This is a genomic window from Lacticaseibacillus porcinae (assembly GCF_003946305.1).
Classification (GTDB): domain Bacteria; phylum Bacillota; class Bacilli; order Lactobacillales; family Lactobacillaceae; genus Lacticaseibacillus; species Lacticaseibacillus porcinae.
In genome coordinates this window covers 72,541-97,642 of sequence record NZ_RHNS01000004.1, presented here as the reverse complement: position 1 = coordinate 97,642, position 25,102 = coordinate 72,541, and the positions used below count along the sequence as shown (strand labels likewise).

The 25,102-nt window shown below is 46.5% G+C and carries 25 protein-coding genes; 23 read left to right on the top strand and 2 right to left on the bottom strand.

The features are described 5' to 3' along the window. Positions 1 to 34: 34 nt before the first annotated feature. The 18 genes from EKM92_RS05495 (at position 35) to EKM92_RS05410 (ending at position 17,900) form a co-directional block, all read left to right on the top strand. On the top strand, positions 35 to 706 hold the full coding sequence (locus EKM92_RS05495) for a type 1 glutamine amidotransferase (protein WP_125708716.1): 672 nt from the start codon (positions 35 to 37) through the stop codon (positions 704 to 706). Positions 707 to 796: 90 nt separating this feature from the next. Continuing rightward, positions 797 to 1,414, top strand: coding sequence for a GyrI-like domain-containing protein (locus EKM92_RS05490; RefSeq protein ID WP_125708714.1), 618 nt, complete (start codon positions 797 to 799; stop codon positions 1,412 to 1,414). A 181-nt stretch (positions 1,415 to 1,595) separates the two neighbouring features. Then, positions 1,596 to 2,327: a 16S rRNA (guanine(527)-N(7))-methyltransferase RsmG gene (gene rsmG / locus EKM92_RS05485; protein WP_125708712.1), complete on the top strand. Its 732-nt coding sequence runs from the start codon at positions 1,596 to 1,598 to the stop codon at positions 2,325 to 2,327. Beyond that, positions 2,328 to 3,194, top strand: coding sequence for a nucleoid occlusion protein (noc, locus tag EKM92_RS05480; protein ID WP_125708710.1), 867 nt, complete (start codon positions 2,328 to 2,330; stop codon positions 3,192 to 3,194). It begins immediately after the preceding gene. Next, a complete protein-coding gene (locus EKM92_RS05475; RefSeq protein WP_125708708.1) occupies positions 3,194 to 3,961 on the top strand; it encodes a ParA family protein in 768 nt (255 codons plus the stop codon). Before noc ends, EKM92_RS05475 begins: the two co-directional genes overlap by 1 nt. After that, on the top strand, positions 3,951 to 4,820 hold the full coding sequence (locus EKM92_RS05470) for a ParB/RepB/Spo0J family partition protein (protein ID WP_125708706.1): 870 nt from the start codon (positions 3,951 to 3,953) through the stop codon (positions 4,818 to 4,820). Before EKM92_RS05475 ends, EKM92_RS05470 begins: the two co-directional genes overlap by 11 nt. Positions 4,821 to 4,846: 26 nt before the next feature. Next, positions 4,847 to 5,041 carry a DUF951 domain-containing protein gene (locus EKM92_RS05465; RefSeq protein ID WP_125708704.1) on the top strand — a complete coding sequence of 65 codons (195 nt, stop codon included), beginning with the start codon at positions 4,847 to 4,849 and terminating at the stop codon, positions 5,039 to 5,041. A gap of 21 nt (positions 5,042 to 5,062) precedes the next feature. Then, positions 5,063 to 6,163, top strand: a complete 1,101-nt coding sequence (gene ychF, locus EKM92_RS05460) for a redox-regulated ATPase YchF (protein WP_125708702.1) — start codon at positions 5,063 to 5,065, stop codon at positions 6,161 to 6,163. A gap of 25 nt (positions 6,164 to 6,188) precedes the next feature. Next, positions 6,189 to 6,872, top strand: coding sequence for a DUF1129 domain-containing protein (locus EKM92_RS05455; RefSeq protein ID WP_164509906.1), 684 nt, complete (start codon positions 6,189 to 6,191; stop codon positions 6,870 to 6,872). 239 nt (positions 6,873 to 7,111) lie between these two features. Then, positions 7,112 to 8,599 carry an IMP dehydrogenase gene (gene guaB / locus EKM92_RS05450; protein ID WP_125708698.1) on the top strand — a complete coding sequence of 496 codons (1,488 nt, stop codon included), beginning with the start codon at positions 7,112 to 7,114 and terminating at the stop codon, positions 8,597 to 8,599. Between the two features lie 748 nt (positions 8,600 to 9,347). Continuing rightward, complete coding sequence (croR, locus tag EKM92_RS05445; RefSeq protein WP_125708696.1) at positions 9,348 to 10,034, top strand: response regulator transcription factor CroR; 687 nt, start codon at positions 9,348 to 9,350, stop codon at positions 10,032 to 10,034. A gap of 2 nt (positions 10,035 to 10,036) precedes the next feature. Continuing rightward, entirely contained in the window at positions 10,037 to 11,191 is a 1,155-nt protein-coding gene (locus EKM92_RS05440) for a sensor histidine kinase (protein ID WP_125708694.1), read from the top strand. A 16-nt stretch (positions 11,192 to 11,207) separates the two neighbouring features. Beyond that, complete coding sequence (locus tag EKM92_RS05435) at positions 11,208 to 12,503, top strand: serine hydrolase (RefSeq protein WP_125708692.1); 1,296 nt, start codon at positions 11,208 to 11,210, stop codon at positions 12,501 to 12,503. Positions 12,504 to 12,616: 113 nt separating this feature from the next. Next, positions 12,617 to 13,087 carry a transcription elongation factor GreA gene (gene greA, locus EKM92_RS05430; protein WP_125708690.1) on the top strand — a complete coding sequence of 157 codons (471 nt, stop codon included), beginning with the start codon at positions 12,617 to 12,619 and terminating at the stop codon, positions 13,085 to 13,087. A gap of 83 nt (positions 13,088 to 13,170) precedes the next feature. Continuing rightward, entirely contained in the window at positions 13,171 to 14,724 is a 1,554-nt protein-coding gene (locus EKM92_RS05425; RefSeq protein WP_125708688.1) for a UDP-N-acetylmuramoyl-L-alanyl-D-glutamate--2,6-diaminopimelate ligase, read from the top strand. 14 nt (positions 14,725 to 14,738) lie between these two features. Beyond that, the gene (locus EKM92_RS05420) at positions 14,739 to 15,488 is read left to right on the top strand and encodes an aspartate/glutamate racemase family protein (RefSeq protein WP_125708686.1); all 750 of its coding nucleotides are present in this window, start codon (positions 14,739 to 14,741) and stop codon (positions 15,486 to 15,488) included. Between the two features lie 517 nt (positions 15,489 to 16,005). Then, positions 16,006 to 17,025 (top strand): Gfo/Idh/MocA family oxidoreductase, encoded by a 1,020-nt coding sequence (locus tag EKM92_RS05415; RefSeq protein ID WP_125708684.1) that lies wholly within the window; start codon positions 16,006 to 16,008, stop codon positions 17,023 to 17,025. Between the two features lie 14 nt (positions 17,026 to 17,039). Next, a complete protein-coding gene (locus tag EKM92_RS05410) occupies positions 17,040 to 17,900 on the top strand; it encodes an aldo/keto reductase (RefSeq protein ID WP_125708682.1) in 861 nt (286 codons plus the stop codon). Positions 17,901 to 17,937: 37 nt separating this feature from the next. On the opposite strand, the gene EKM92_RS05405 is transcribed toward EKM92_RS05410, so the two are convergent. Beyond that, positions 17,938 to 18,864: a sugar-binding transcriptional regulator gene (locus tag EKM92_RS05405; RefSeq protein ID WP_225420726.1), complete on the bottom strand. Its 927-nt coding sequence runs from the start codon at positions 18,862 to 18,864 to the stop codon at positions 17,938 to 17,940. Positions 18,865 to 18,875: 11 nt separating this feature from the next. Beyond that, a complete protein-coding gene (locus tag EKM92_RS05400) occupies positions 18,876 to 19,640 on the bottom strand; it encodes a DeoR/GlpR family DNA-binding transcription regulator (RefSeq protein WP_125708678.1) in 765 nt (254 codons plus the stop codon). Positions 19,641 to 19,794: 154 nt separating this feature from the next. Here EKM92_RS05400 and EKM92_RS05395 point away from each other — a divergent pair, with 154 nt between their 5' ends. The 5 genes from EKM92_RS05395 (at position 19,795) to EKM92_RS05375 (ending at position 25,066) form a co-directional block, all read left to right on the top strand. Beyond that, positions 19,795 to 22,125: a formate C-acetyltransferase gene (locus EKM92_RS05395; protein WP_125708676.1), complete on the top strand. Its 2,331-nt coding sequence runs from the start codon at positions 19,795 to 19,797 to the stop codon at positions 22,123 to 22,125. 11 nt (positions 22,126 to 22,136) lie between these two features. After that, complete coding sequence (locus EKM92_RS05390) at positions 22,137 to 22,919, top strand: glycyl-radical enzyme activating protein (protein WP_125708674.1); 783 nt, start codon at positions 22,137 to 22,139, stop codon at positions 22,917 to 22,919. Between the two features lie 243 nt (positions 22,920 to 23,162). After that, on the top strand, positions 23,163 to 23,636 hold the full coding sequence (locus EKM92_RS05385; RefSeq protein ID WP_125708672.1) for a PTS sugar transporter subunit IIA: 474 nt from the start codon (positions 23,163 to 23,165) through the stop codon (positions 23,634 to 23,636). Further along, a complete protein-coding gene (locus tag EKM92_RS05380) occupies positions 23,633 to 23,947 on the top strand; it encodes a fructose PTS transporter subunit IIB (RefSeq protein WP_125708670.1) in 315 nt (104 codons plus the stop codon). Before EKM92_RS05385 ends, EKM92_RS05380 begins: the two co-directional genes overlap by 4 nt. Positions 23,948 to 23,962: 15 nt before the next feature. Next, complete coding sequence (locus EKM92_RS05375; RefSeq protein ID WP_125708668.1) at positions 23,963 to 25,066, top strand: PTS fructose transporter subunit EIIC; 1,104 nt, start codon at positions 23,963 to 23,965, stop codon at positions 25,064 to 25,066. Positions 25,067 to 25,102 lie beyond the last annotated feature (36 nt).

The window sequence follows — 25,102 nt, the reverse complement described above, 5'->3', positions numbered from 1 at the left end:
GTTATGATACCGTTATTGAAAGGACGGATGCATCTTGGCTGAACCCATTACCATTGCTTATCTCTACGAGGATCTCATGAACACTTATGGGGATTCTGGTGACGTGAAAATCTTGCGCTATTGGCTGAATCAACAAGGCTTTGACGTGCGCGTAGACAATATTTCTTTGGATGCCCCATTTAACGCGGCAGACTATGATTTCGTCTTTTTTGGCGGTGGCCAAGATTATGAGCAGACGGTTGTTGCCCGTGATTTAAAGCGCCACAAGCAGACGTTGACCGACTACATTGAAGCAGGTAAGCCGATGCTTGCGATTTGCGGCGGCTATCAACTGCTTGGCGCATATTATGAAACCAGCAGTGGCACTAGCATTCCCGGCCTGGGGATCTTGCCACTGCACACGGTATTTAAAGCGGATGCGCGCATGATCGGTGACACCGAGTTTGTGACCGACTTCGGTACGGTGAAAGCTTTTGAGAATCACTCTGGACGGACTTATTTTGACGATCCTGAGAAATTGCATCCACTGGGTAAAATGGTGCAAGGCTTCGGCAACAACCCAGAAGATGGCGTCGAAGGCATGCGCTACAAGAACACTTTTGGCAGCTATGCCCATGGTCCAATTTTGAAAAATGCTGGCATCGCCAAAGGGATCGCGGATTTGATCGTCAAAAATCATCAAGCGCGCGTTAATCAACCAGCATAATGTTTTGAAGAAAGTCGCTGAATGGCGGCTTTTTGCGTTTAACGTGAAAATCTGGGATAGTGAAGGAAACGGTTTCTAAGGAGCACTCACATGGGCAACTCATGGCGGCAAACAGATAAACAACTTTATTTTCCCAAAGGGGTGGCGCAGTTGACGCTGCCGGCAACGAATTATATTGCGTTAACTGGCGTCGGTGATCCCAATCAACCGGCATTTAGCGACGATATTCAAACGCTATACCCGCTAGCTTATGCGATCAGGGCGTTATTAAAAAACGCCGATGACCCATATGTCTATTCGGTATATCCCTTAGAAGGGGTGTGGACCACCACTGACGGTTCACGCGGGGCAAATTTGAATAAAGCAGCGTTGGCATATCGCTTGATGATCAAACAACCAGATCAAGTGACACCGGCGATTTTTGCAGAAGCGCAAGCCATTGCGATGGCCAAGAAAGGCTTGCCGAAGTTAAAAGCGGTGACGTTTGAACAATTGCCGAAAGCGGAAGTGGTGCAAGCAATCCATGTCGGGAGTTTTGATACCGAAAGTGAGACGTTTGCGCAAATGGATGCCTATTTAACTGCGCATCAACTGCGTCGGGTGCCGATCATTGCAGACTATTGGCATCGTGAAGTGTATTTGTCAGACTTTCGACGAGTGGCCGCAGCCAAACGCAAGACCTTATTACGTTATCGAATTGAAATATAATCGCAAGGCGCTGTCGCAACGGTGATGGCGCCTTTTGTGCAAGGTGTTTCACATGAAACGCAAGGCCTTGGTGCGGTTGTTGAATATCAGAATTTAAGTTAAACTAGACAGTGACGTGAAACGCACAAACAGTCTTTCAAAATTGCGCGTAAACCGGATACTGTAAAGGAATGGTGTGTAAATGAACCGTGAAACATTCGCCCAGGCGCTTGATGGTCTGGGGTTATCCCATACCGATGCACAACTGGCCCAATATGCGACTTATTTCGAATATTTAGTCAGCGAAAATCAAAAAATGAACCTCACTGGGATCACTGATGAACCTGGGGTGTATTTGAAGCATTTTTACGATTCATTGACGTTGGTTCAAGCGTTGCCACAGCTAAAAACTGAAACTTTGAGTCTGTGTGATGTCGGCGCCGGCGCCGGCTTTCCAAGCTTACCAGTGAAAATCGCCTTGCCTCAGCTTGAGGTGTCGATCGTTGATTCGTTGAATAAGCGGATCGAATTTCTCCAACGGTTAAGCGATCGCCTGAACTTACAAAACGTGCACTTATTCCACGATCGCGCGGAAACTTTCGGCGGGAAGAAATCGCCACAGCGCGAAAGCTTTGATGTGGTCACCGCACGCGCTGTGGCACCATTAAACGTTCTTGCTGAGTTATGTTTGCCACTGGTGAAAGTCGGCGGGGTGTTTGTCGCGATGAAAGCCGCGCAAGCTGAAGACGAATTGCAAGCCGCTAAAATCGCAGTGGCCACGCTTGGTGGGAAAATCGTCAACCAAGTGGAATTGGAACTGCCAGAAAATGGTGGCCATCGCAGCTTAGTGGTGATCCAAAAAACCAAGCAAACGCCGAACAAGTATCCTCGTAAACCTGGGACCCCAAGTAAATTACCATTGGGAGGCAACTAAATGGCCTTTAATCTTTTTGGTAAAAGCAAAGAAAAAGAGCAACCTGCTGGTGTTCAAGTGCAAGACATTGCCTTAGACCAAATCGTGCCTAACCGTTTCCAACCCCGGAAAGTCTTTACCGACTCTGCCATTGAAGAATTAGCGGAAACGATTCATGAACACGGGCTGTTGCAACCGATCGTGTTGCGGGAATATGCGCAGGATCGCTATGAGATCATCGCTGGTGAACGGCGTTTTCGCGCGATGCAACATTTGCATATGGATAAAGCCCCAGCGATCGTTCAGAAAATGAGCGATGAAGAGTCAGCGGCGATGGCGTTGATCGAAAACTTACAACGCGTCGGCTTGTCTGCCATTGAAGAAGCGCAAGCCTACACCGCTTTGATGACGTTAAATCACTTAACGCAAGCGCAATTGGCGACACAAATGGGGAAAAGCCAATCATTTGTTGCTAACAAATTGCGGTTGTTGAAACTCTCTGAACCGGTGCAACAAGCGATCATGAATGGCGAATTATCTGAACGCCATGGCCGCGAACTGTTGCGCGTCGATGATTATCATCAACAGCTGCTAGTCCACCAAGTGCTTAACGATGGCTTGACGGTCAAAGAAACCCAAGCGGCAGTTGAAGCGATTTTGCATCCAGAGCTGGCGCCACAACCAGAACCTGAAACGTCGACCACTACGAAAAAGCCCGCTAAAGCCAAGCGTCGCACTGTGCAAAGTCACGACACCCGAATGGCAGTCAACACCTTGAAGAAATCAGTGCACATGATCAAAGATGCAGGAATGAAAGTCAAAATGACTGAAGCGGAAACCGACGACGCGTATCGTATTGTGATCGAGATCCCAAAGGAGACGAAGTAATGGCACATATCATTGCAGTCGCAAATCAAAAAGGCGGCGTGGGGAAAACCACCACGACCATCAACCTAGGGGCGTGCTTAGCCGATGCCGGCAAACGCGTGTTGATCATTGATGCCGATGCGCAAGGCAATGCCACTAGTGGCGTCGGCATTCAAAAGCCTGACGTGGGCAAAGATATTTATGATGTGTTGGTCAATGAAGATCCGATTTCAGAAGCCTTGCTTAAAACCAATCACAAAAATTTATGGATCGTCCCAGCAACGATTCAACTGGCTGGTGCAGAAATTGAATTAACCAGTCAAATGGCGCGGGAAATGCGGTTGAAGTTAGGGTTAGCCGCAGTTGAAAACGACTATGACTACATTTTGATCGATTGCCCACCTTCTTTAGGGCAGTTGTCGATCAACGCGTTTACCGCCGCACATTCGATTTTGATCCCTGTACAAAGTGAATACTACGCATTGGAAGGGTTGAGTCAATTGCTCAACACGGTGCGTTTGGTCCAAAAACACTTCAATCCGCATTTGGCGATCGAAGGGGTGTTGTTGACGATGTATGATCGTCGGACCAACCTCGGCGCCCAAGTCATTGAAGAAGTGCGGAAATATTTCGGCGATAAAGTGTATGACACGATCATTCCGCGGATCACCCGCTTAGCTGAAGCGCCAAGTTACGGGATGCCGATCGTGGATTACGATCCAAAGTCCAAAGGTACCGAAGTTTATACCCAACTTGCTCAGGAGGTGCTCAAAGCCCATGGTGAATAAAAATAACAAAGGCTTAGGCCGCGGGATCGACGCGATTTTCCAAGATATCGAAGATCCTGATCTCACCGTTAGTGCAGTTGAAGATCTCGCCCTTGATGAGATCCGCCCTAATCCTTACCAGCCGCGGAAGACTTTTGATGAAGCGGCGTTAGCAGACTTGGCTGCCTCGATCAAAACCACTGGGGTATTTCAACCGATCATTGTGCGCAAATCGGTTTTAGGTTATGAGATCATCACCGGTGAACGGCGTTTTCGCGCCTCAAAGCTAGCAGGCAAAACCACGATCCCAGCGATCGTCCGCAGCTTCGATGATCCAGCGATGATGGAAGTGGCGGTGTTGGAAAACCTGCAACGTGAAGACTTAACGCCACTTGATGAAGCCCAAGCTTATGACACCTTGATCAAAAAGCTGAACTTGACCCAAGCAGAAGTTTCCAAGCGTTTAGGGAAGTCGCGGCCATACATCGCCAACTACTTGCGGTTGCTGACGCTACCAGCATCAGTCAAAGCGATGCTTAACGACAATCAATTGTCGATGGGCCAAGCGCGGACCTTGCTCAGTCTCAAAGATAAAAAGCAGATCCCAGCCATGGCCAAGCGTGTGGTCGCGGAAAACATGACGGTGCGGCAATTAGAGAAGTTGATCAACGAACTCAACGCCGGGGCTAAGAAACCAAAGCCGAAAGCCAAGGTGAAATCGCCATATTTGCGTGCCAGTGAAAATCAACTCGGCGATCGCTTTGGCACCAAAGTCAACATCGCTCAAACGCAAAAAGGGAAAGGTAAAATCGAAATTGATTTTGGCGATCCCAATGATTTGAACCGGATCTTGGCGCTACTTGATGTGAATTTAAATTAGCAACGCTGGACTAAGGAGGCGCAAACATGTACGCTTTACACGACCATGTTTTAATGAAAAAGCCCCATGCATGTGGGGTCAATGATTGGGAGATCATCCGCATGGGCATGGATATCAAGATCAAATGCAGTGGTTGCGGACACATTGTGATGTTGTCGCGCCATGATTTTGACCGTAAAATGAAAAAAGTGCTCACCCAAGCAGACCAAACAAATAATTAACTCAGAAAGAGGAACCTATTCATGGCTTTAACAGCAGGTATCGTCGGCTTACCTAACGTCGGCAAGTCAACTTTGTTTAACGCGATCACAAAAGCTGGGGCAGAAATGGCAAACTACCCCTTTGCAACCATCGATCCTAACGTCGGGATGGTGGAAGTCCCAGACAAACGCTTAGCCCGCATCGATGAAATCGAACCCGCTAAAAAAATCATTCACACGACTTTTGAATTTACCGACATCGCCGGGATCGTTAAAGGCGCATCTAAAGGTGAAGGTTTAGGGAACAAATTCTTGGAAAACATTCGTCAAGTCGATGCGATCATTCATGTGGTCCGCGCTTTTGATGATTCTGAGATCACCAGTGTCACCGGGGTTGTGGACCCGATCGATGATATCGAAACCATCAACTTGGAACTCGGGTTAGCGGATCTTGATTCCGTCAACAAACGTTACGCTCGCGTTGAAAAAATCGCCCGCACCAAAGACAAAGAAGCCTTAGCAGAATTTGAAGTGCTGAAGAAGATCAAACCAGTACTTGAAGCTGGTGGCATGGTCCGGTCGATCGATTTTGACAAAGATGAACAAAAAATCGTCAAAGGCTTGTTCTTGTTGACGTCAAAGCCAGTGCTTTACGTCGCCAACATCGCTGAAGACGATATGGCGGATCCTGAAAGCTGCGATTACGTCAAACAAATCGAAGCTTACGCTGAAAAAGAAGGCGCTGAAACCATTGCGGTATCGGCACGGACTGAAGAAGAAATCGCCGAACTTGACGATGATGACAAAGCCGACTTCTTAGAAGCTGAAGGCGTGACTGAGTCTGGTTTGGATAAGTTGATCAAAGCCGCTTATCACTTGTTAGGTTTGGCAACCTTCTTTACCGCTGGTGGCAAAGAAACTCGTGCGTGGACTTTCAAACAAGGCATGAAAGCCCCACAAGTTGCCGGGGTGATCCACTCCGACTTTGAACGTGGGTTTATCCGCGCTGAAACCATGAGCTTTGACGACTTAGACAAGTACGGTTCGGTATCTGCAGTTAAAGAAGCAGGCCGCTTGCGTTCAGAAGGTAAAGAATATGTCGTCCAAGATGGCGACATCATCGAATTCCGCTTCAACGTTTAATTCAAAAAATCAGGGGGATAGTGGCGTGGCAAAAAAGAATGACGAACCACAAACGGCAGTGGAAACAACCGTTGATGTTGACGGGTTGTTAAGTGAACTGACCAAGAAAAATGACGAATATGTCTTCAAATTACGGCGGATTTTAAAAGAGCATCAATATACCGATGCCCAAGAACACAAAGTTTTGGCTGACATTTTACCAGAAATGATCGAAGCACAACGGGCAGGCAAACCAGCGACTCAGATCTTTGGTCCGGTGACAGTGAAAGCTGACAGCTTGATCAATGCGCCAAAGCCAGTTAAGGAAGCTCCTTACTGGTTGACTGGCTTAGATCTCAGCTTGTTCTTCGCCAGCATCTTTGGGTTGATGTACGGGATCATGGCGTTCATCAAGCCGAAGAACATGACTGCAGGCTCTGGGATCGCGTCGATCATCATTATGGCCGGCATGGCAGGGTTTATCTTCTCGTATTACAACATTTGGTCTCGCCGCGACAAAAAGAAGCGCGCCAAGACTTGGTTGATCATGTTAGGTGGCGTGGTCGCGATCATCATTGCGTCGTTAGCATCTAGCTTGTTGGCGGTGATCAAGTCGCCATTGACTAGCCCAACAGTATGGCCAGTTTACGCAGTGGTTGCTGTGGTTTGCTACGGTGCTCACTGGTTCTTGAAGCGTCAATATAAGTTGCCTGGGATCATGGCGGCTTAGTCATTTCCGAATAAAAATCCGAAATCACAGGGATTCAGCCTGATGATTTCGGATTTTTTCGTTAGACAGGCGGTCTAGACAGGATAAATGTTCGTTTCTATTTTGTGAAAAATGAGTTGATTCTCATTTAAAAATCCCGTCACGGCGGGCTTTTTGATTTGCTCAGTAAGTCATCATTGACGAACGCATTTTCCAATGCTATTCTGGTCAACAACAAAAAACGAAAGAAGGCTGTCCACTTGAGTAATTGGGAGACAAAGTTTGCGCGCCGCGGATTTACATTTGATGATGTGTTATTGATACCTGCTGAAAGTCACGTTTTACCACAAGACGCTGATTTATCCGTCCAACTCGCTGACAACTTAAAGCTGAACATTCCAATTCTCTCTGCTGGGATGGACACGGTCACTGAAAGCGACATGGCCATCGCCATGGCTCGCCAAGGTGGCTTAGGTGTCATCCACAAGAACATGAGTATTGAAGCGCAAGCTGATGAAGTCTTGACCGTTAAGCGTTCTGAAAATGGCGTTATTATCAACCCATTCTTCTTAACTGCCAATGATCCGGTTGAAGAAGCCAACAAGTTGATGCAAAAATACCGCATCTCTGGCGTTCCGATCGTTGATTCCAAAGATTCTCGCAAGCTCACTGGCATCATCACCAACCGTGATCTGCGTTATGTCTCCGATCATACCGTTACCATCGGCTCGGTGATGACTGCTGAAAACTTAGTCACTGCCCCTGCTGGCACGAGCCTTGAAGAAGCCGAAAAGATCTTGCAACAACACAAGATCGAAAAGCTGCCTTTAGTGGATGAACAAGGCCGCTTAAGTGGCTTGATCACCATTAAAGATATCGAAAAAGTGGTTGAATTCCCGAATGCCGCTAAAGATGATCATGGTCGTTTGTTAGTGGCTGCAGCCGTTGGGGTCACTTCCGATACTTTCGAACGGGCCCAAGCCTTGCTTGACGCTGGCGCTGATGCGTTAGTTATCGATACGGCGCATGGCCACTCCGCAGGGGTTTTACGGAAGATCAAAGAAATTCGCGAACACTTCCCTAAGGTAACGTTGATCGCTGGGAACGTCGCCACTGCAGAAGGGGCCGCAGCATTATACGATGCCGGTGTTGATGTCGTTAAAGTTGGGATCGGCCCTGGCTCCATTTGCACCACGCGGATCGTCGCTGGTGTCGGCGTTCCTCAATTAACTGCCGTTTACGACGCAGCCACTGAAGCACGCAAACGTGGCAAAACCATCATCGCTGATGGTGGGATCAAGTTCTCTGGCGACATTGTCAAAGCCTTAGCTGCTGGCGGTACTGCAGTGATGCTTGGCTCCATGTTAGCAGGGACTGATGAAGCGCCAGGCTCCTTTGAAATTTATCAAGGTCGCCGCTTCAAGACTTATCGTGGCATGGGTTCCATCGGTGCGATGGCCCAAGGTCATGGTTCTTCAGATCGTTACTTCCAAGCAGGCGTCAACGAATCTAAGAAATTAGTTCCTGAAGGCATCGAAGGCCGCGTCGCTTACAAAGGCTCCTTGGCTGATGTCATTTATCAAATGGATGGCGGCTTGCGTTCCGGTATGGGTTATGTCGGTGCCGCAACCATTCCAGATTTGGCTGACAAAGCGCAATTTGTTCAGATCTCTGGGGCCGGCTTGAAAGAAAGTCACCCACATGATGTCCAAATTACCAAAGAAGCGCCTAACTACTCAGTAGAATAATGTGACTGAAAATCGCTCAAGATAATTTGAGCGATTTTTTTGTGATCGACCATGTATTGTCATCTTAGCGCAGACGTGTTACACTAAAGCCATCAAAAAAGCACAGCGGTTTTCACCCCTGTGCTAGCGGACGATGGTGTCGTCCTCGCACTCCGTCAGTAACGGCGGCTACAACTTAACGACAAAGAATCAATCGCGTGTAACTTCTGGAAAGGCTAACGCGATTTTTTCTTTGTCTTCTTCTTCTGCTGCTTCTTTGTTGAAGTAGTTGACATCGCCCACGGTGGTAGGATCACACCGGTACCTAAACAATCACCGCCGTCAGGAATCGAGTAATCTCATCCAAAGTTGGCCAGTGACTGCAGACGACTATTAGGAGACTGAGGATGCGCCCAACAGACAATAGAGGCTCTCCTTTCCTAGATTTTGTTGTTGCCGATGTCCAAGACATTAGCATCACTCCCTCCAGTACTAGAACCACCGCGTATTCACTTTTCGTGCTGATGTTATTTTATCATGTCAGATGTTGACTTGTCGCGACAATGATAGCGTAAGGAAAGAAATAATTTATCTACAAAAATCGTTATTTAATGGTTCCCCGTGAAGCAGACGAAAGTTGGAAGAGCAATCAATTTTTCTTCAAGTTTGTCGCCAATCTTAATATTTTGCCATCTTTTCTGGCTTTTTTGGCGAGTCACTCAAGCGTTCTGTTACAATTAAGCCAGAATACACATACGGGAGCGTAACTATGAAAATATTAATCGTTGATGATGATAAAGAAATCGTCGAATTACTCAGTATTTACGTGAAAAATGAAGGCTATGAACCGATCTTAGCTTACTCTGGCAAAGAAGCGATCACCAAGTTAGTGACCACACCAGATATTTCGTTGATGATCTTAGATATCATGATGCCAAACATGTCAGGCATCGATGTGGTCAAAGAAGTCCGCAAAGACTCTCAGATCCCGATCATTATCGTGTCTGCCAAAACTGGTGACATGGATAAGATCCAAGGCTTGTTAACTGGCGCAGATGACTATGTCACGAAGCCTTTCAACCCGCTTGAAGTGATGGCGCGGGTCAAAGGCTTATTGCGCCGCGCGCAAAACGAAGTCACAAATCCAGAACCTGATGTCTTAGAAGTCGGCCCATTGACCATCAAAAAAGATTCCCATGAAGTGACGACATTGACTGGCACTAGCATTCAACTGACAGCGCTAGAATTTGGGATCTTGTACTTATTGGCGAGCCATCCTAACCGCGTTTTTTCAGCTGATGAGATCTTCGAACGGGTTTGGCAACAAGAATCGATCGTGTCTGCGAAAACGGTCATGGTCCATGTGTCGCATTTGCGCGATAAAATCGAAGAAGCGACCGGCGGTGAGAAAGTGATCGAAACCGTTTGGGGCGTGGGGTATAAAGTCGAGGCTTAACCATGGAAAAGGTCCACTTAACCGGCAAAGAAAAATCTGAGCTGTGGGGCGAAGGCTTGATCACGGTGATTTTGTTATTGATGCTCAACCTTGCTGTGGTCGTATTAGGCAAGCAAATGATCGCCAGTGACCCGCATTTACAAAATTCCATTTGGGGCATTAAAAATGTGCTGACGTTTGGCCAAAATAATGTCCATTTTTGGAGTTGGCGGAATTTCTTTGTTGGCGTGATGGCAGTGGTTGATGCCATCGTGGTATATTGGCGGTTGATCCGTCGTTATCGACAAATGCAAATGCGGCATGTCATCGCCGAGTTGCATTACATCGCAGAAGGCCATTTAGATCACCGGATCCATTTTGAAGTGAACAGTGATCTGCAAAAAGTGATCTCATCGATCAATGCGTTAGTGGATTCCACAGTGAACTCCATGGAGGAAGAACGCCGCATTGAAAAGTCTAAAGATGAATTGATCACCAATGTTTCCCATGATATTCGCACCCCATTGACATCGATCATCGGCTATTTAGGATTGATCGAAGACAAACAGTATCAAAATCCTGATGAATTGGTGAAATATACCCATACCGCGTATTTGAAAGCCAAGCAAATGAAGGTGTTAGTCGAAGATCTGTTTGAATATACCAAGTCGCGGCAAACCACGACGCCATTGAACACCGTCGAATTTAACATGGTTGCGATGTTAGAACAACTTGCGGCTTCGTATGAACTTGAAGCGGAGAAAAAAGGCATCAGCATTCAAGTCCATGGCGACCCTGACCCATTAATGATGGAAGCTGACACCGAGAAATTGTCGCGAGTGTTCAACAACTTGATCATCAATGCCTTTAAATATGGCAAAGGTGCCAAACATGTCTTCTTAGATGCCCAAAAAGTCGGCAGCGAAGCGGTGATCAAAGTCTCCAACGACGGCGATCCGATCCCGAATGATTCGTTGAGTCAGTTGTTTGATCGCTTTTATCGCGTGGAAGGGTCACGTTCGCAAGAAACCGGGGGCTCTGGGTTAGGATTGGCGATCGCCCAAAGCTTTATCAGTTTGCATGGCGGCTACATTTATGCCGACTCCACCCCAGAACTCACCAGTTTTGTGATCCACTTACCATTGAAACTCGGCACCACATTAAAGAAACCGCAATAAGGAAGGATTTTTACACATGTCGAAATTATGGCGCAGCGTTGTCGTGTTTGCCGCTGCCATTGCGCTTTGGGCAGGATTTTCGCCGGCAGTGACCACGCAAGCTGCTACCAGCAGTGTTGATATTGATGCCTCAGCAGCCTTAGCAATCGAAGCTAAAACCGGTAAAGTGTTATACGCTAAAAACACAAATCAAACTTTGCCAATAGCGTCGATGACTAAAATGCTTGGTATTTACTTGGTGCGCGAAGCCATTCAATCTGGTCAGTTGAAGTGGACGGATACCGTCACGCCAACGGCTAGCATCGCTAAGTTATCACAAAACAGTGATTTATCTAATGTGCCTTTGCAAACTGATGGCAAATATACGATCAAGCAATTGTATGAAGCCAGCTTGATCTACTCAGCTAACGCTGCCATGATGTTGCTTGGCAATGCCGTGTCAGGCAATCAAACCAAGTTCGTTGACGCGATGCGCACCCAATTGAAAACTTGGGGGATCAAAGATGCGACGATCATCAACGCCACTGGCTTAGACAATAACGAAATCGATGCGGCAGATCGTTACCCAAATTCTACCGACACTGATCAAAATCAAATGTCTGCTAAAGATGTGGCAGTGATCGCGCAACATTTGCTCAATGACTATCCTGATGTTTTAGACACGACCAAAGCTAAAGAAATGACATTTAGTGAAGGCAGCGACACCACTAAAATGGGGAACTACAATTTAATGTTGCCAGGGTTGTCTGCAGCTGTCGCTGGCCTCAACGTTGACGGCTTAAAAACTGGGACCACTGATCGCGCAGGCGACTGTTTCACCGGTACCGTTGAGAAAAATGGTATGCGGATCATTACGGTGGTGATGCACGCCAATGGTAGCGGCGATGATAAACGTTTTGTTCAAACTGGGAAGTTGATGAATTGGGTATTTGGCAATTGGAAAGCGATGCAAGTCACGACTAAAGGGGCTGCAGTTACAGGGCATGAGCGCTTAACTGTCGTTCACGGCACCAAAGCATCAGTGCCACTCGCCGCAACGAAAACGTTAACGGTGTATGTGCCAAGCAGTACCACTGCGGATGACCTTGATTTCAAGTACATCGCGCATTTACAAAACAAGCTGGAAGCGCCAGTGCAAAAATCAGCCACTGCCGGCACCTTAACGGTATCAGCAAAAGGCGATGATCTCGGTTATTTAACCGGTCAAGCCAGTGAATCAGTGACCTTGACGACCACTAAAGGCGTGAAGCGCGCCAATCTCTTCGCCTTGATCATCCATGGCGTCAGTGAGTGGTTCAACAGTTTATTTTAATCAGGTGGCCTGGTCGGTTGACCAGGCCTTTGGTTTACCTGATTCTGTTAAGTTCATGAGAGTGTCTGTTGCAATCAGCAACAACGCGGTATGCTTATGGCGGAGGTGTTGACATGCAATATCATCCAATCACAAAAGCTGGGGTGCAAGCCTTTGCTGATGAAATCGAACGTTTAAAAAAAGACCGTCCAACGCGCATCAAGCGGCTAGCAGAAGCGGCAGCCCTTGGGGATCGCTCAGAAAACGCGGAATACTCTGCCGCTAAACGTGATCTGCGGCAGTTGGAAAGTCGCATGCGTTATCTCGACAAATTGATCCGTTATGCAGAAATCGTGCCGACGCCAACTGGTGAAACCGCTGAAATCGGGACGCAAGTGACCATTGAATTTGAACCTGGCGATGACGACGTTTATGCATTAGTAGGACCCAAAGAATCAGGTCAATCAGAAACGAATTTGGCGAGTGATTCACCGTTAGGGTCTGCGATTCTTCATCATCGCGCCGGGGATGTAGTTGCCGTTGTGGCACCGGCAGGGAGCTATCACGTGACGTTAACGAAAATCACTGTCTCAGCAGGTGTGTAACATTTTCGTCTTATTTGTTAATCTGCTATAATAGAGGCTACTACGCGACCGTTAGTCGCACTCGCTCACATAAGGAGATCATCATGGCATTATCGTTGAATGCATGTATTTTATTACTCAAAGAACATCACTTGCTGAAAAGCTCTGCCGTCCAAAATTCCATGGACACGCAAATGTCTGGCATCGCCTATGATTCGCGCAAAGTCTCAGGTCCTAGTTTATTCTTTTGTAAAGGGACGCACTTTCGCCCGATTTATTTATCGATGGCCAAAGACAACGGGGCGATCACTTATGTCGCTGAAAAGCCTTATGTCGAAGGCAACGGCATGAATGCATTGATCGTGGTGAATGTCACCAAAGCGATGGCTATTCTAGCCGCGGCTTTCTACGACTTCCCGCAAGATGATTTATTTGTCATCGCTTATACTGGCACCAAAGGTAAAACCACATCAGCATACTTCACCCGTGGGATCTTAGAACAAGCCCATCCGAAGCGCGTGGCGTTGTTCTCTACGCTTGATCGGATCGTGGGGCCAAACCCCGACCAAAAGTTCAAATCTGACTTAACCACGCCAGAATCGTTGGACTTGTTCCATGACATGCGCCAAGCCGTTGATAACGGGATGACACATTTGGTGATGGAAGTGTCCAGCCAAGCCTACTTGCGCAACCGCGTGTTTGGGTTGACCTATGACGTCGGCTTCTTCTTAAATATCACCCCTGATCATATCGGCCCTAATGAACATCCAAACTTTGCGTCTTACTTGCATTCAAAAATGCAATTAATGGTCAACTCCCGCAAAGTGGTGATCAATGCTGAAACTGATCACTTTGATGAAGTGTATGCCGCAGCCACAACGACGACTTATCCAGATTCAATTTATCTGTTTGCATCAAGTGACTTCAAACCTAAGCGCGATGATCTGCATATCGACTTCCGCTTTGAAAGCCAAACCTTAGATACTACCAAGAGTCGCTTTACGTTAGTGCCAGTCACTGAAAAAGCCGCTGATTTAAACATCGGCGGACCTTATTCATTGAGCTTGATCGGCGATTTTAACGAATCTAACGCCACTGCTGCGTTGATCGGTGGGGGCTTGGCCGGCGTTGATGGCGCCAAAGCTAACCCTGGCATTCAAGCCGTTCAGATCCCTGGTCGCATGGAGCAATATCCAGTCAAAAATCACGGCTTAGTGTATGTCGATTATGCCCATAACTATGGCAGCATGACTGCGTTGATGCATTTTATCAAAGCGGAATACAACGATCCAAAGATCTTAGTGGTGGTCGGGGCGCCTGGTGATAAAGGTGTTTCTCGCCGCCCTGGCTTTGCTAAAGCTTTGTCTGAATATGCGCAAGTTGCTTACTTGACGACTGATGATCCAGGCTTTGAAGATCCTGCAGATATCATCGATGAAATCGATGCAGGCATCGATCATGACAAAGTTACCGTCAATAAAGTCTTAGATCGTCACACAGCAATCGAAGAAGCGATTGCGGCCAGTGTCCCAGGTGACATCGTGATCGTCGCCGGCAAAGGTGCTGACCAATATCAAAAAGTCCGCGGCATCGACACCCCATGGCCATCTGATTCAAAAGTCGTGCAGGAAATTGCCGACGCCTCGCAACAAAATTAGGAAGAAGGCTAAACATGCGACGCTTTTTTACCGTGATCGGCGGGATGGGTACCGCTGCCACCGAAAGCTACGTCCGTTTGCTGAATACGCGCAGCAATGCCAAAAAAGATCAAGACTACATGGATTACATTTTAGTGAACCATGCGTCAGTGCCTGATCGTACCAGCTATATCTTGGATCACACCCAAGAGAACTTCTTTCCCTATCTCAAAGAAGATATCGAGCAACAAAGCTTACTACATCCCGAATTTATGGTGATGGTTTGCAACACCGCGCATTATTTTTATGATGAGCTCAAGCAATTGACGGACATTCCGTTGATCCACATGCCGCACACCGCGATTCAAACCATGGCTAAACAGTATCCGGATGAACACCGTATCGGCTTGATCGCCACCAAAGGCACCTTAGCCGACGGTATCTACGCCAATGAAATTGAAGCCACCGGTCGTGAAGTTGTATTAGGTGACCAACAAATTCAAGATATGGTGATGACCTTGATCTATGACAACATCAAGGAACATAACCGCGTCGATCCTGAGTTATATCACGAGATCTTAAAGCAAATGCATGACCGCTTCGGCGTCAATGTGGTTGTGCTCGGCTGTACGGAGTTATCGCTCGCGCAAGAAAAAGCCCCAGATCATCCTTATCAAGTGATCGATGCCCAAAGCATCATCGTCGACAAAACGCTGGCATTAGGCCGCGCGTTCCGCGAAGATGAAGCCAAAGGTCAGCAGATGCTTGACGAGATCATGAAGTAAGCTGAAGAGGCCTAGACATTTTGTCTGGGCTTTTTTGCTACCGGTGATGTCCGGAATCGTAAGTGTTTCAAGCCGCTATCAGGCGACAGTGGGCTACGAAAAGCATTATTTCTACATTGATATCATGTTTGGTCTTGTGAATGACGTCGTAACATTGACATATGTGATTTGTAAGCCAGCGACAGCAACGTAGAAAATCTGTGAGCGGAGATGATTTGGTAGAACGAAGGTGAATTGGACAATTGTCTGTGGGAGTGAAATCAAGTGAAACGCCGGTTTGTGGCGGTTCGCGCAGATTTCTGCAGACGGCCGCACCGGCAACTTGTCCAATTCACCGCAGTGACGCCAAATCGTCGGAGCCCACAGATTTTCGTGCCGGAGGTAGGTTGGTATGGCTAATTGAAAAGAAAACTCACGCTTACGCTGCTGGACAGCGTTTGTGCAGTAGGCACCTATAAGTGCGTGCTTGTTTCACCGCTTACATTAGTATAAATTAGATACCGAGGGGGAATCGATCATGCAACCATTAACCATCGCCTTTATCGGCAACGGCAAAAGTACCAATCGCTATCACTTACCTTATGTCTTGCAATTACCTGATCAATTTCAGGTGAAGACGATTTATGCACGCCACCTGGATTCACCTTGGCAAGCCATTGATGGGGTGCACTACACCACCGATATCAACGATATTTACGGAGATGACGCGGTAACGTTAGTGGTGATCACCACACCTGCAAGTAGCCACTATCAACTTGCCAAAGATGCCTTGAATCACGGCAAGAATGTCTTGTTAGAAAAACCATTCACCGATACAGTTGAACAAGCTGAGGAATTGTTTGCGTTGGCCAAAGCCAAAGACTTGTTCTTGCAGTGCTACACCAACCGTCGCTTTGATTCTGACTGGTTGACGGTGCAAGCGGTGATCGACTCAGGCAAGCTCGGTGATTTAACTGAATTGGATTCCACGTTTGACTACTTCCGTCCGGAAACCCCGTTGAATTCAACTTATCGTGCCGCAGATAGTTTCTTGTATGGTCATGGCACGCATACGCTGGATCAAGTGGTCGGCCGCTTTGGCAAACCAGATCGCGTACGCTATGATGTGCGGCAGTTGCTTGGCGCTGGTAAAATGAATGACGATTTCACCGTGGATTTGTATTACGGCAATTTGAAAGTCTGCGTGCAATCCAGTTACTTCCGCATCACGCCGCGACCGAGTTTTTCGGTGTATGGAACGCGCGGTAGCTTCATCAAGCAAGATACCGACCGTCAAGAATTTGATTTGAAGCATTTTTATCTGCCTGATCATGATGATTTTGGACTTGATCGACCAGTTGACTTCGGCGTGTTGACTTATATGGATGCTGATAATCAGTATCATCAAGAAAAGGTGCCGACTGTGCGCGGTGATTATGGTCGCGTTTATCAAGGCGTGTATCAAACCATCGTCAATGGCGCGCCAAAAATCACTCAAGATGCGGAAACCTTGCAAGTGATGCGGATGCTTGAAACTGGTGTGAAAGACTTACATTAGGAGGGATTTTTTTAATGGCACATTTAACTAAATTAACTGATACTTATACGTTAGCAAACGGCGTTGAGATCCCGATCGTTGGTTTTGGGACTTGGCAAACTCCAGATGGCGATGTCGCTAAAGCCAGTGTTGAAGCTGCGATCAATGCCGGTTATCGTCATATTGACACTGCGGCAGCTTATGGGAATGAAGAATCTGTTGGCGCTGGGATCAAAGCTTCCGGCATCAAGCGCGATGATTTGTTCTTGACCACTAAGCTGTGGAATGAAGATCATGGCTATGACAACGCCATGAAAGCTATCGACACCAGCTTGACGAAATTAGGCGTTGATTACGTAGATCTGTATTTGATCCACTGGCCAAACCCAGTGAAATATCGCGATAACTGGCAAAGCGTTAATGCTGAAACCTGGCGCGCGATGGAAGATATTCTCAAAGCAGGTAAAGCTCGTGCCATTGGGGTTTCCAACTTCCGCGAACATCACTTAGATGAATTGTACAAGACGGCAACTGTGAAGCCGATGGTCAATCAGATCTTCTTGAACCCATCAGACGCCCAACCTGAATTGGTGGCTTACAACAAAGCTCACGGCATGTTGAATGAAGCATACAGTCCACTTGGTACTGGTAAGATCTTTGCGGTACCAGAATTACAGAAAATGGCCAAGCGCTTCAACAAGTCTGTCGCGCAAATCGTTTTGCGGTGGTCGTTGCAACATGACTTCTTGCCATTACCAAAGTCAGTCCATGCCGATCGCATTCAACAAAACACTGAATTGTTCGACTTTGAATTGTCCCATCAAGATATGCAAGTGATCGATGCCCAAGCCGGTTTAGCTGGGGAATATACTGATCCTGATACTGCAACATTCTAAACTGAAACGAAAACCCAGCCTGCAAAGGCTGGGTTTTTTAGTGCAGTAATTGATTGGCTGTTTCATTATCAGTAATCAAAGTGTTTACCACACCCATTTTTAATAAAGCTTTGATTGCCGGCACCTTTTCCTTTGAGCGTGCAACAGCGATACGAATTGGGGTTCGTTTTAAAGTATCAAGGGAAATTGCAATGGTACGTTTTTGCAGATCAGGCGCCAATAGCTTCCCATTAGCATCGTAAAAGGTGCAACAACAGTCACCAATAGCGCGTTGTTCTTTAAGCATCGCTTGATCTTCTGGGGTCAATAAATCTCGCCAACGGCTAGTGGTTTTATGGTTTAGGGGCCCGCCGATGCCAACTAGCGCAATATCCAAATGTGCCCAGTCCCGCGCTAATTCCTGAAAATATTTAGCGTTCATGATGCCGTCCCGCAAGTAGCGGCTTTCTTGAACTGCAGTCGCATTGATGAAAACACTATTGCCCATAAATTTTTTGGCTAAATCATAAACTATTGTATTGACGTGATATTTGGCATTGGCAGCGCTGGGACCGCCGACCAAGGGGACAAACGTTGCATTGGCAGCTTTGGGGTGATCCAGTTGACCGACCATCAAGGCTAAACTGGCACCCCAAGAAAGGCCGACTAAATTATTAGGCTTGATGATTTGTTTGAGATATTGGGCGGCTTCTTTGGCTAAAGCTAAATCCAAATCTGAATGAGTTGAGTCGATTAAGTCGACATTGCGCAGATGATATTGTGCTTTGAGTTGCGCTTCTAATTCGAGTAGCCCGGCGTCAGCAGTATTGATATTAATGGAGACAATATGTTGTTGACGGGCTTGCGTCAGCAGTCGACTGATAGTTGAACGTCCAATGTTTAAATTCTTGGCAATTTGGCTTTGGGTCAAGTTTTGAATGTAATACTGATAAGCAACTCGGGTGACTAACCGTTCATCATGCATGGTCAAACCTCCTATTGCGCAACGATGACATCAGTTTGCTGACGTAGCGCAGTTAAAGTTTTAGCATCAATTTGCGCGTCGGTGATCAAACAGTCGAATTGCTCAAAAGGGGTAACCGCGATCAAAGAGGTTTGCTCAAATTTCGTGTGGTCGAGCAAGGCAACGGTCATCGTTGATTGATGATGCATCTGCTGTTTGGCTTCAGCGTCGGTAAAGCTAGATGAGCAGGTACCTTGGCGATTTTTCACGCCACTAGAGCCAAAGAAGCTGATGTCTAGTTGCAAGTCGGCCATAGTGTCGCGGTTTTGATTTTGAAAGGCCATATCGTCAGCGTTGTAGTACCCACCTGGTGTGTAAAAGGCGTTATCACCATCTTTTAACGCAATCAGTGATAACAATGATCTTGTGACAATGGTTTTATCATGAAGTTGATTGAGACCTTGCGCGACCAACGCCGTCGTGCTGCCTTGATCTAAGCCAATGGTGTGCATCTGTGGGGTGATCAACGCTAATGCGGCTTTGGCGATTGTTTGTTTGGCTTCAGCTTCCGTGGTGCTACGAGCCGCTACTGGTGGAAGGGCAGCCGCTGGCAATAGTTCCGCTTTGCCGTAGCGCTTGGCGACAATCCCTTGCTTGGCCAAAATGGCTAAGTCGTGGCGAACAGTTTCATCTGACACTTTTAACTGTTGAACTAATGTGCTGACAGCAAGTGGGGATCGTTGCTCTAATAAGGTCAAGATCTGCTCACGCCGTTGTTGAATTTCAATGGCTTTCATGTTGATTACCTCCGCTTGAGGTAAATTTACCACTCAATTCCAAGGAATTCAATGAATTTCGTTGAACATTTGTGCAAGTGTGATGAAATCAAAGAAAAACGTTGAATATAACGGAGAAACCGCTTAAACTTTGAATCAGAAAGGTGGTTATCTTATGATTGCAACGCAAACTTATCTCAATGCTCGGCCGACTTCACAAATTCAAGCAATGAAGGCCCACTTATTTAAAACAAAACGTCAGATTTCCATCGAACGCGCATTGTTGTATACCAAATCGTATCAACAAACCCAAGGCCAGCCTTTGATCTTACGTCGTGCTCAAGCGACGGCGTATATTCTTGACCATGTAAAAATCAGTATTCGAGATGGCGAGCTATTGGTAGGTAACCGCACTGTTCGCCCGCGGAGTGGGATATTATCACCAGAAATGGATCCTTATTGGATCATGGATGAAATTGACACCATCGCCACGCGTCCTCAAGACCAGTTTGAATTTACCGAAACGGACAAAGCCACTTATCGCAAGGTCTTATTGCCATATTGGCAAGGTCGTTCGATGAAGGATTTCATCAATGCTAAGCTGACGCCAGAGGTCAAAGGTGCACTTGATGATCGCGTGATCAAACTCAATCAAACAGATAAAGGCCAAGGTCACATTATTATGGACTTCCCGGCGATTTTATCGCGTGGGGTCGGTGATTACGTGACGACTTTGCAAGCTAAAATTGAACAAGAACCTGATAATGACTTCTTTAAAGCCGCGCTACTCGTATTTGAAGCGATGCAGCGGCACTTTCAACGTTATGCTGATTTGGCACGTGAAATGATCACAACTGCGCCAGCTTATCGCAAAGTTGAGTTAGCAGAAATTGCGTCAATGTGTGAACGTCTGGAAACCAAAGCCCCGACGACGTTTTATGAAGCCTTGCAATTGTTATGGATGACCAGTATTGTTGGGCAGTTCGAGTCTAATGCCTCTTCATTATCATTAGGAAGAATGGATCAGTATTTAGGCGACTTTTATCAAGCAGCGTTGGATGACCCTGAAATCCCAGCAAGCTTTTTGCATGAAGTGCTTGGCGACTTTTATTTGAAAACCAATGATGTGGTGTTGTTGCGGAGTGCCGAGTCAGCCAAATGTTTTGCCGGTTTTCCAACAGGGTACACTGTGTCGCTTGGTGGTTACGATAAATATGGCCAATATTCAGTCAATGCGTTGTCCAATGAAATGCTAGATATTTATCATGAAATTCAGTTGCCACAACCGAATTTGTCAGTCCGAATCAACGAACAGATCCCACGGCGGTTCTTGAATAAAACCTGTGAAACGATTCGCTTAGGTACAGGGATCCCGATGATTTTTAATGACGAAGTTTGCATTCCTGGTTTTTTGAGCAAAGGCGTTTCCCTGGATGATGCACGCGATTACGGTGTCGTCGGTTGTGTGGAAACGACGATCCCAGGGCGAACTTATGGGTTGCATGATATCGCCTTGTTCAATTTGATGCGGGTGATGGAATTAGCCATTGATGATTTGAAAGATGATCCTGAGGTGACCTATGCGAAACTCCGTCAGCATATCCTCGATAAAATCGATCATTACGTTAAAATTGTGACGGCAGGTTCTGACATTGTTGATCTCGGTCATCGCAACTTTGCACCGATTCCGTTTTTGTCGGCATTAGTGGAAGATTGTATCCAAAACGGTAAAGATGTGACCCAAGGCGGCGCACGCTACAACTTCTCTGGAGTCCAAGGTATCGGTGAACCAAACTTAGCCGATTCCCTTTACGTGATCAAACAAGCAGTGTTTGAAAACCATGAATTGACGTTTAAGCACTTAGTTGAAGTGTTGCACTCCAATTATGCTGGTGAAGATGGTGAAGCATTGCGTCAGCATTTGATCCATGATTTTGATAAGTACGGGAACGATAATGCGGAATTGGATATGGAATGTGCAAAAATCTTCCGGCATTTTGCCTTAGAATTAGGAAAATACCATAATATTCGCGGTGGGGAGTTTAACGCCGGTGCTTACACCGTTTCCGCACATATTCCGTTAGGTGAAGATGTTGGCGCCACACCAGATGGTCGCAAAGCGCATGAACAACTAGCTGACGGCGGGTTGTCGCCGATGGTTGGACGCGATCACTTAGGCCCTACTGCTGTCTTGAAGTCAGTCAGCAAAATTGACAACACTTTAGCGGTCAATGGCAGTTTGCTCAATGTGAAGTTCTCGCCGGCAACGTTGAAAGGCGATAACGGCATTAAGAAATTTGCCGACTTCTTGATGGCGTTCACGCAACTGAAGATTCGCCATGTTCAATTTAACGTCCAGTCTCGTGAAACGTTGTTAGATGCACAAAAACACCCAGAAAACTACGCGGGGTTGGTTGTACGTGTTGCCGGCTACTCAGCATTTTTCGTCGATTTGAATAAACACATTCAAGACGATATTATCGCGCGGGCAGAACACTCGTTATAGGAGGCGGTCACATGACACAAGGCTTAGTCTTCAACGTTCAACGTTATTCGATCCATGATGGTCCTGGCATTCGCACCATTGTGTTTTTGCAAGGCTGCCCGTTGCACTGTCCTTGGTGTAGCAATCCCGAATCTCAAGGACCGGTGCGACCGTTGACTTGGGTGAAAAATGGCGTTGAAGAGACGATTACGCACTGGATGACTGTTGATCAAGTATTGGACGAAATCGAAAAAGATGAGGTGTTTTACCGGACATCAGGTGGTGGCGTAACTTTATCTGGTGGGGAGTGCCTCGTGCAAGCAGATTTTTCCGCCGAGTTGTTGAAAGCCGTCCATGCCCTTGGCATTAACACGGCAATCGAAACCACCGGTGCGGTACCGATGCGTTCGGTGCAAAAGGTGCTACCTTATGTTGATCAAGCCCTGTTTGATTTGAAAATCATGGATCCGATCCGAGCGCGTGATGTGATCGGTGACAATGTGGCGATGGTTAAAGCCAGTTTTGAAGCCTTTTTGCAGGCGGACAGCGTGAAAGTGACACCGCGAATTCCCTTGATTCCTGGCTACACCACAGTGCCTGAGAACCTACAGCAAATTGTGGACTATGTTCAGTCCGTTGGCGTACCAGAAGTGCATATCTTGCCGTTTCATCAATATGGCAGTCAGAAATATAAGTATTTGAAGCGTGATTATCAACTTGAAGATACGCCATTGTTAACGACTGAGGAAGTGGACACTATTCATACGTTATTTGAGTCTCAAGGCATTCACGCAGTGGTGAGCGGGTTGGAATAATAATGCGAGGACTGTTCTTTTTATAAAAGAGCAGTCTTTTTTTGATGTTAGGAGCCTATTTTTTTTGGTTTTACACAGTTGTGCAAAATTCTACTCGTTTATTTCTTGGAATCCAGCAAAATCCTTGTAATATAGGCGCTTCCGACTGAAGCGCTTACAAAAAACTGATGGAACAGGTTGTTTAACGTGATGTCAGTCGTTTAATCTAGAGACATCAGCAAATGGTAAGGAGGGATTAAGACCATGACTGAAGTGTTATCTAAAGCAATTATTGATTTAAACGTCGTTGCGAAAACCAAAGAAGATGTGTTTTCTCGGTTGACCACCCTACTTGATCACGATGGGCGATTAAATGATCCGGCCGTATATATGCAAAACGTGGCGGATCGAGAAGCGTTAACCACTACAGGAATTGGTTTTGGCATCGCGATTCCACATGGGAAAACAGATGCGGTTAAATCAGTTTCAGTGGCGATTGCCAAACTTGAACAACCAATTGATTGGGAAGCAATGGATGGCAAGCCAGTGGATATGGTTTTTCAATTAGCGGTACCGGCAGCTAGTCAAGGTGATGCACATTTGAAACTATTAGCGGCATTATCGCGTCAATTAATTCATGCAGATTTTCGCAGTAAGATCAAACAAGCAACAAGTGAAGATGAAGTTATTGCTTTAATTGGTAATACCATTAATCAAACTTTGGAGGTTCCATCATGAAAATTATCGCAGTTACAGCTTGCCCATCAGGCGTTGCGCATACGTATATGGCCGCAGAAAGTTTAAAAGTTGCGGCCGATGAGTCTAAGGCTTGCGAAAGTTGCTTTGTCGAAACACAGGGTCAAATTGGGATTGAAGATGCTTTGAGCCCAGCACAAATTCATGATGCTGATGTTGTGATTTTAACCAATGATATTGGGATCAAAAATGAAGAACGTTTTAAAGGCAAGCCTGTGTTGCGTGTTCATGCGAGTGACTTGATTAAAAAATCACCGATCATTGTCGAAAAACTGGCACAAAAGTTAGCTTAATCAGGAGGGAATACCATGGGCGGACTAAAGGACCTATTAAAAGATACCCGGACGCATTTGATGACCGGTGTTTCTTACATGATTCCGTTTGTTGTTGCTGGTGGGATTTTGTTGGCGTTGAGTGTATTATTATCAGGAAAATCTGCGGTACCTTCTAGTGGTGTCCTAGGAGATCTCTCCCAAATTGGGACGACTGGATTAGGACTGATGGTACCGATCTTGTCAGGCTACATCGCCTATTCAATGGTTGATCGTCCTGGGCTAGCACCAGGTGTCATCGGTGGCTTGCTTTCTGCGAACATCGGTGCCGGATTTATTGGTGGGATTCTTTCAGGTTTGTTAGCCGGGATCGTTGTTTTTTATCTTAAAAAGATCAAAGTAACAAAGAACCTGCAATCAATTATGCCAATTTTAGTTATTCCGTTATTGAGTACTTTAGTGGTTGGCGGCATTATGGTTTGGGGTATCGGTAAACCAATTGCCGGATTGATGACCGTTTTAACAAAATGGTTATCAGGCCTCGGTACTGGGAACACCATTGTTTTAGGTTTGATTCTTGGTGCGATGATCGGTTTTGACATGGGTGGTCCAGTTAATAAAGTTGCGTTTTCGTTTGGATCAGCTTTGGTTGGCATGATTGATAAAGCGACTGGCTTGCCTAGTCACTCTGCAATGTTGATCATGGCCGGAATCGGTGTTGCAATCTGTGTGCCACCGTTGGCGATGGGACTTGCGACGTTAATTGCCCCTAAGAAGTTCACTGCCGAAGAAAAAGATTCAGGGAAGGCTGCATTAGTGATGGGGATGGTCGGTATTACCGAAGGTGCGATTCCATTTGCAGCATCTGATCCATTACGTGTCATTCCAAGTAACATGGTTGGTGCAGCGGTTGGCTCTGCAGTCGCAATGACATTAGGAACTGGTAATCCCGCTCCGTGGGGTGGATGGATCGTTGCGTTCGTCTCACAAAAGCCACTCATTTACTTGTTAGCATCATTGATCGGTGTGGCAGTCACAACGTCAATGGTCATCTTATTAAAGCCGACCATCAAAGAAGCCGCGCCAGTTGAAAGCGAAAGTGATGACGATTTTGATATCGGAGATTTGAAGGTGCTTTAATCCGCTTGGTCAAATCAAGAATAAAGACCAATCAAA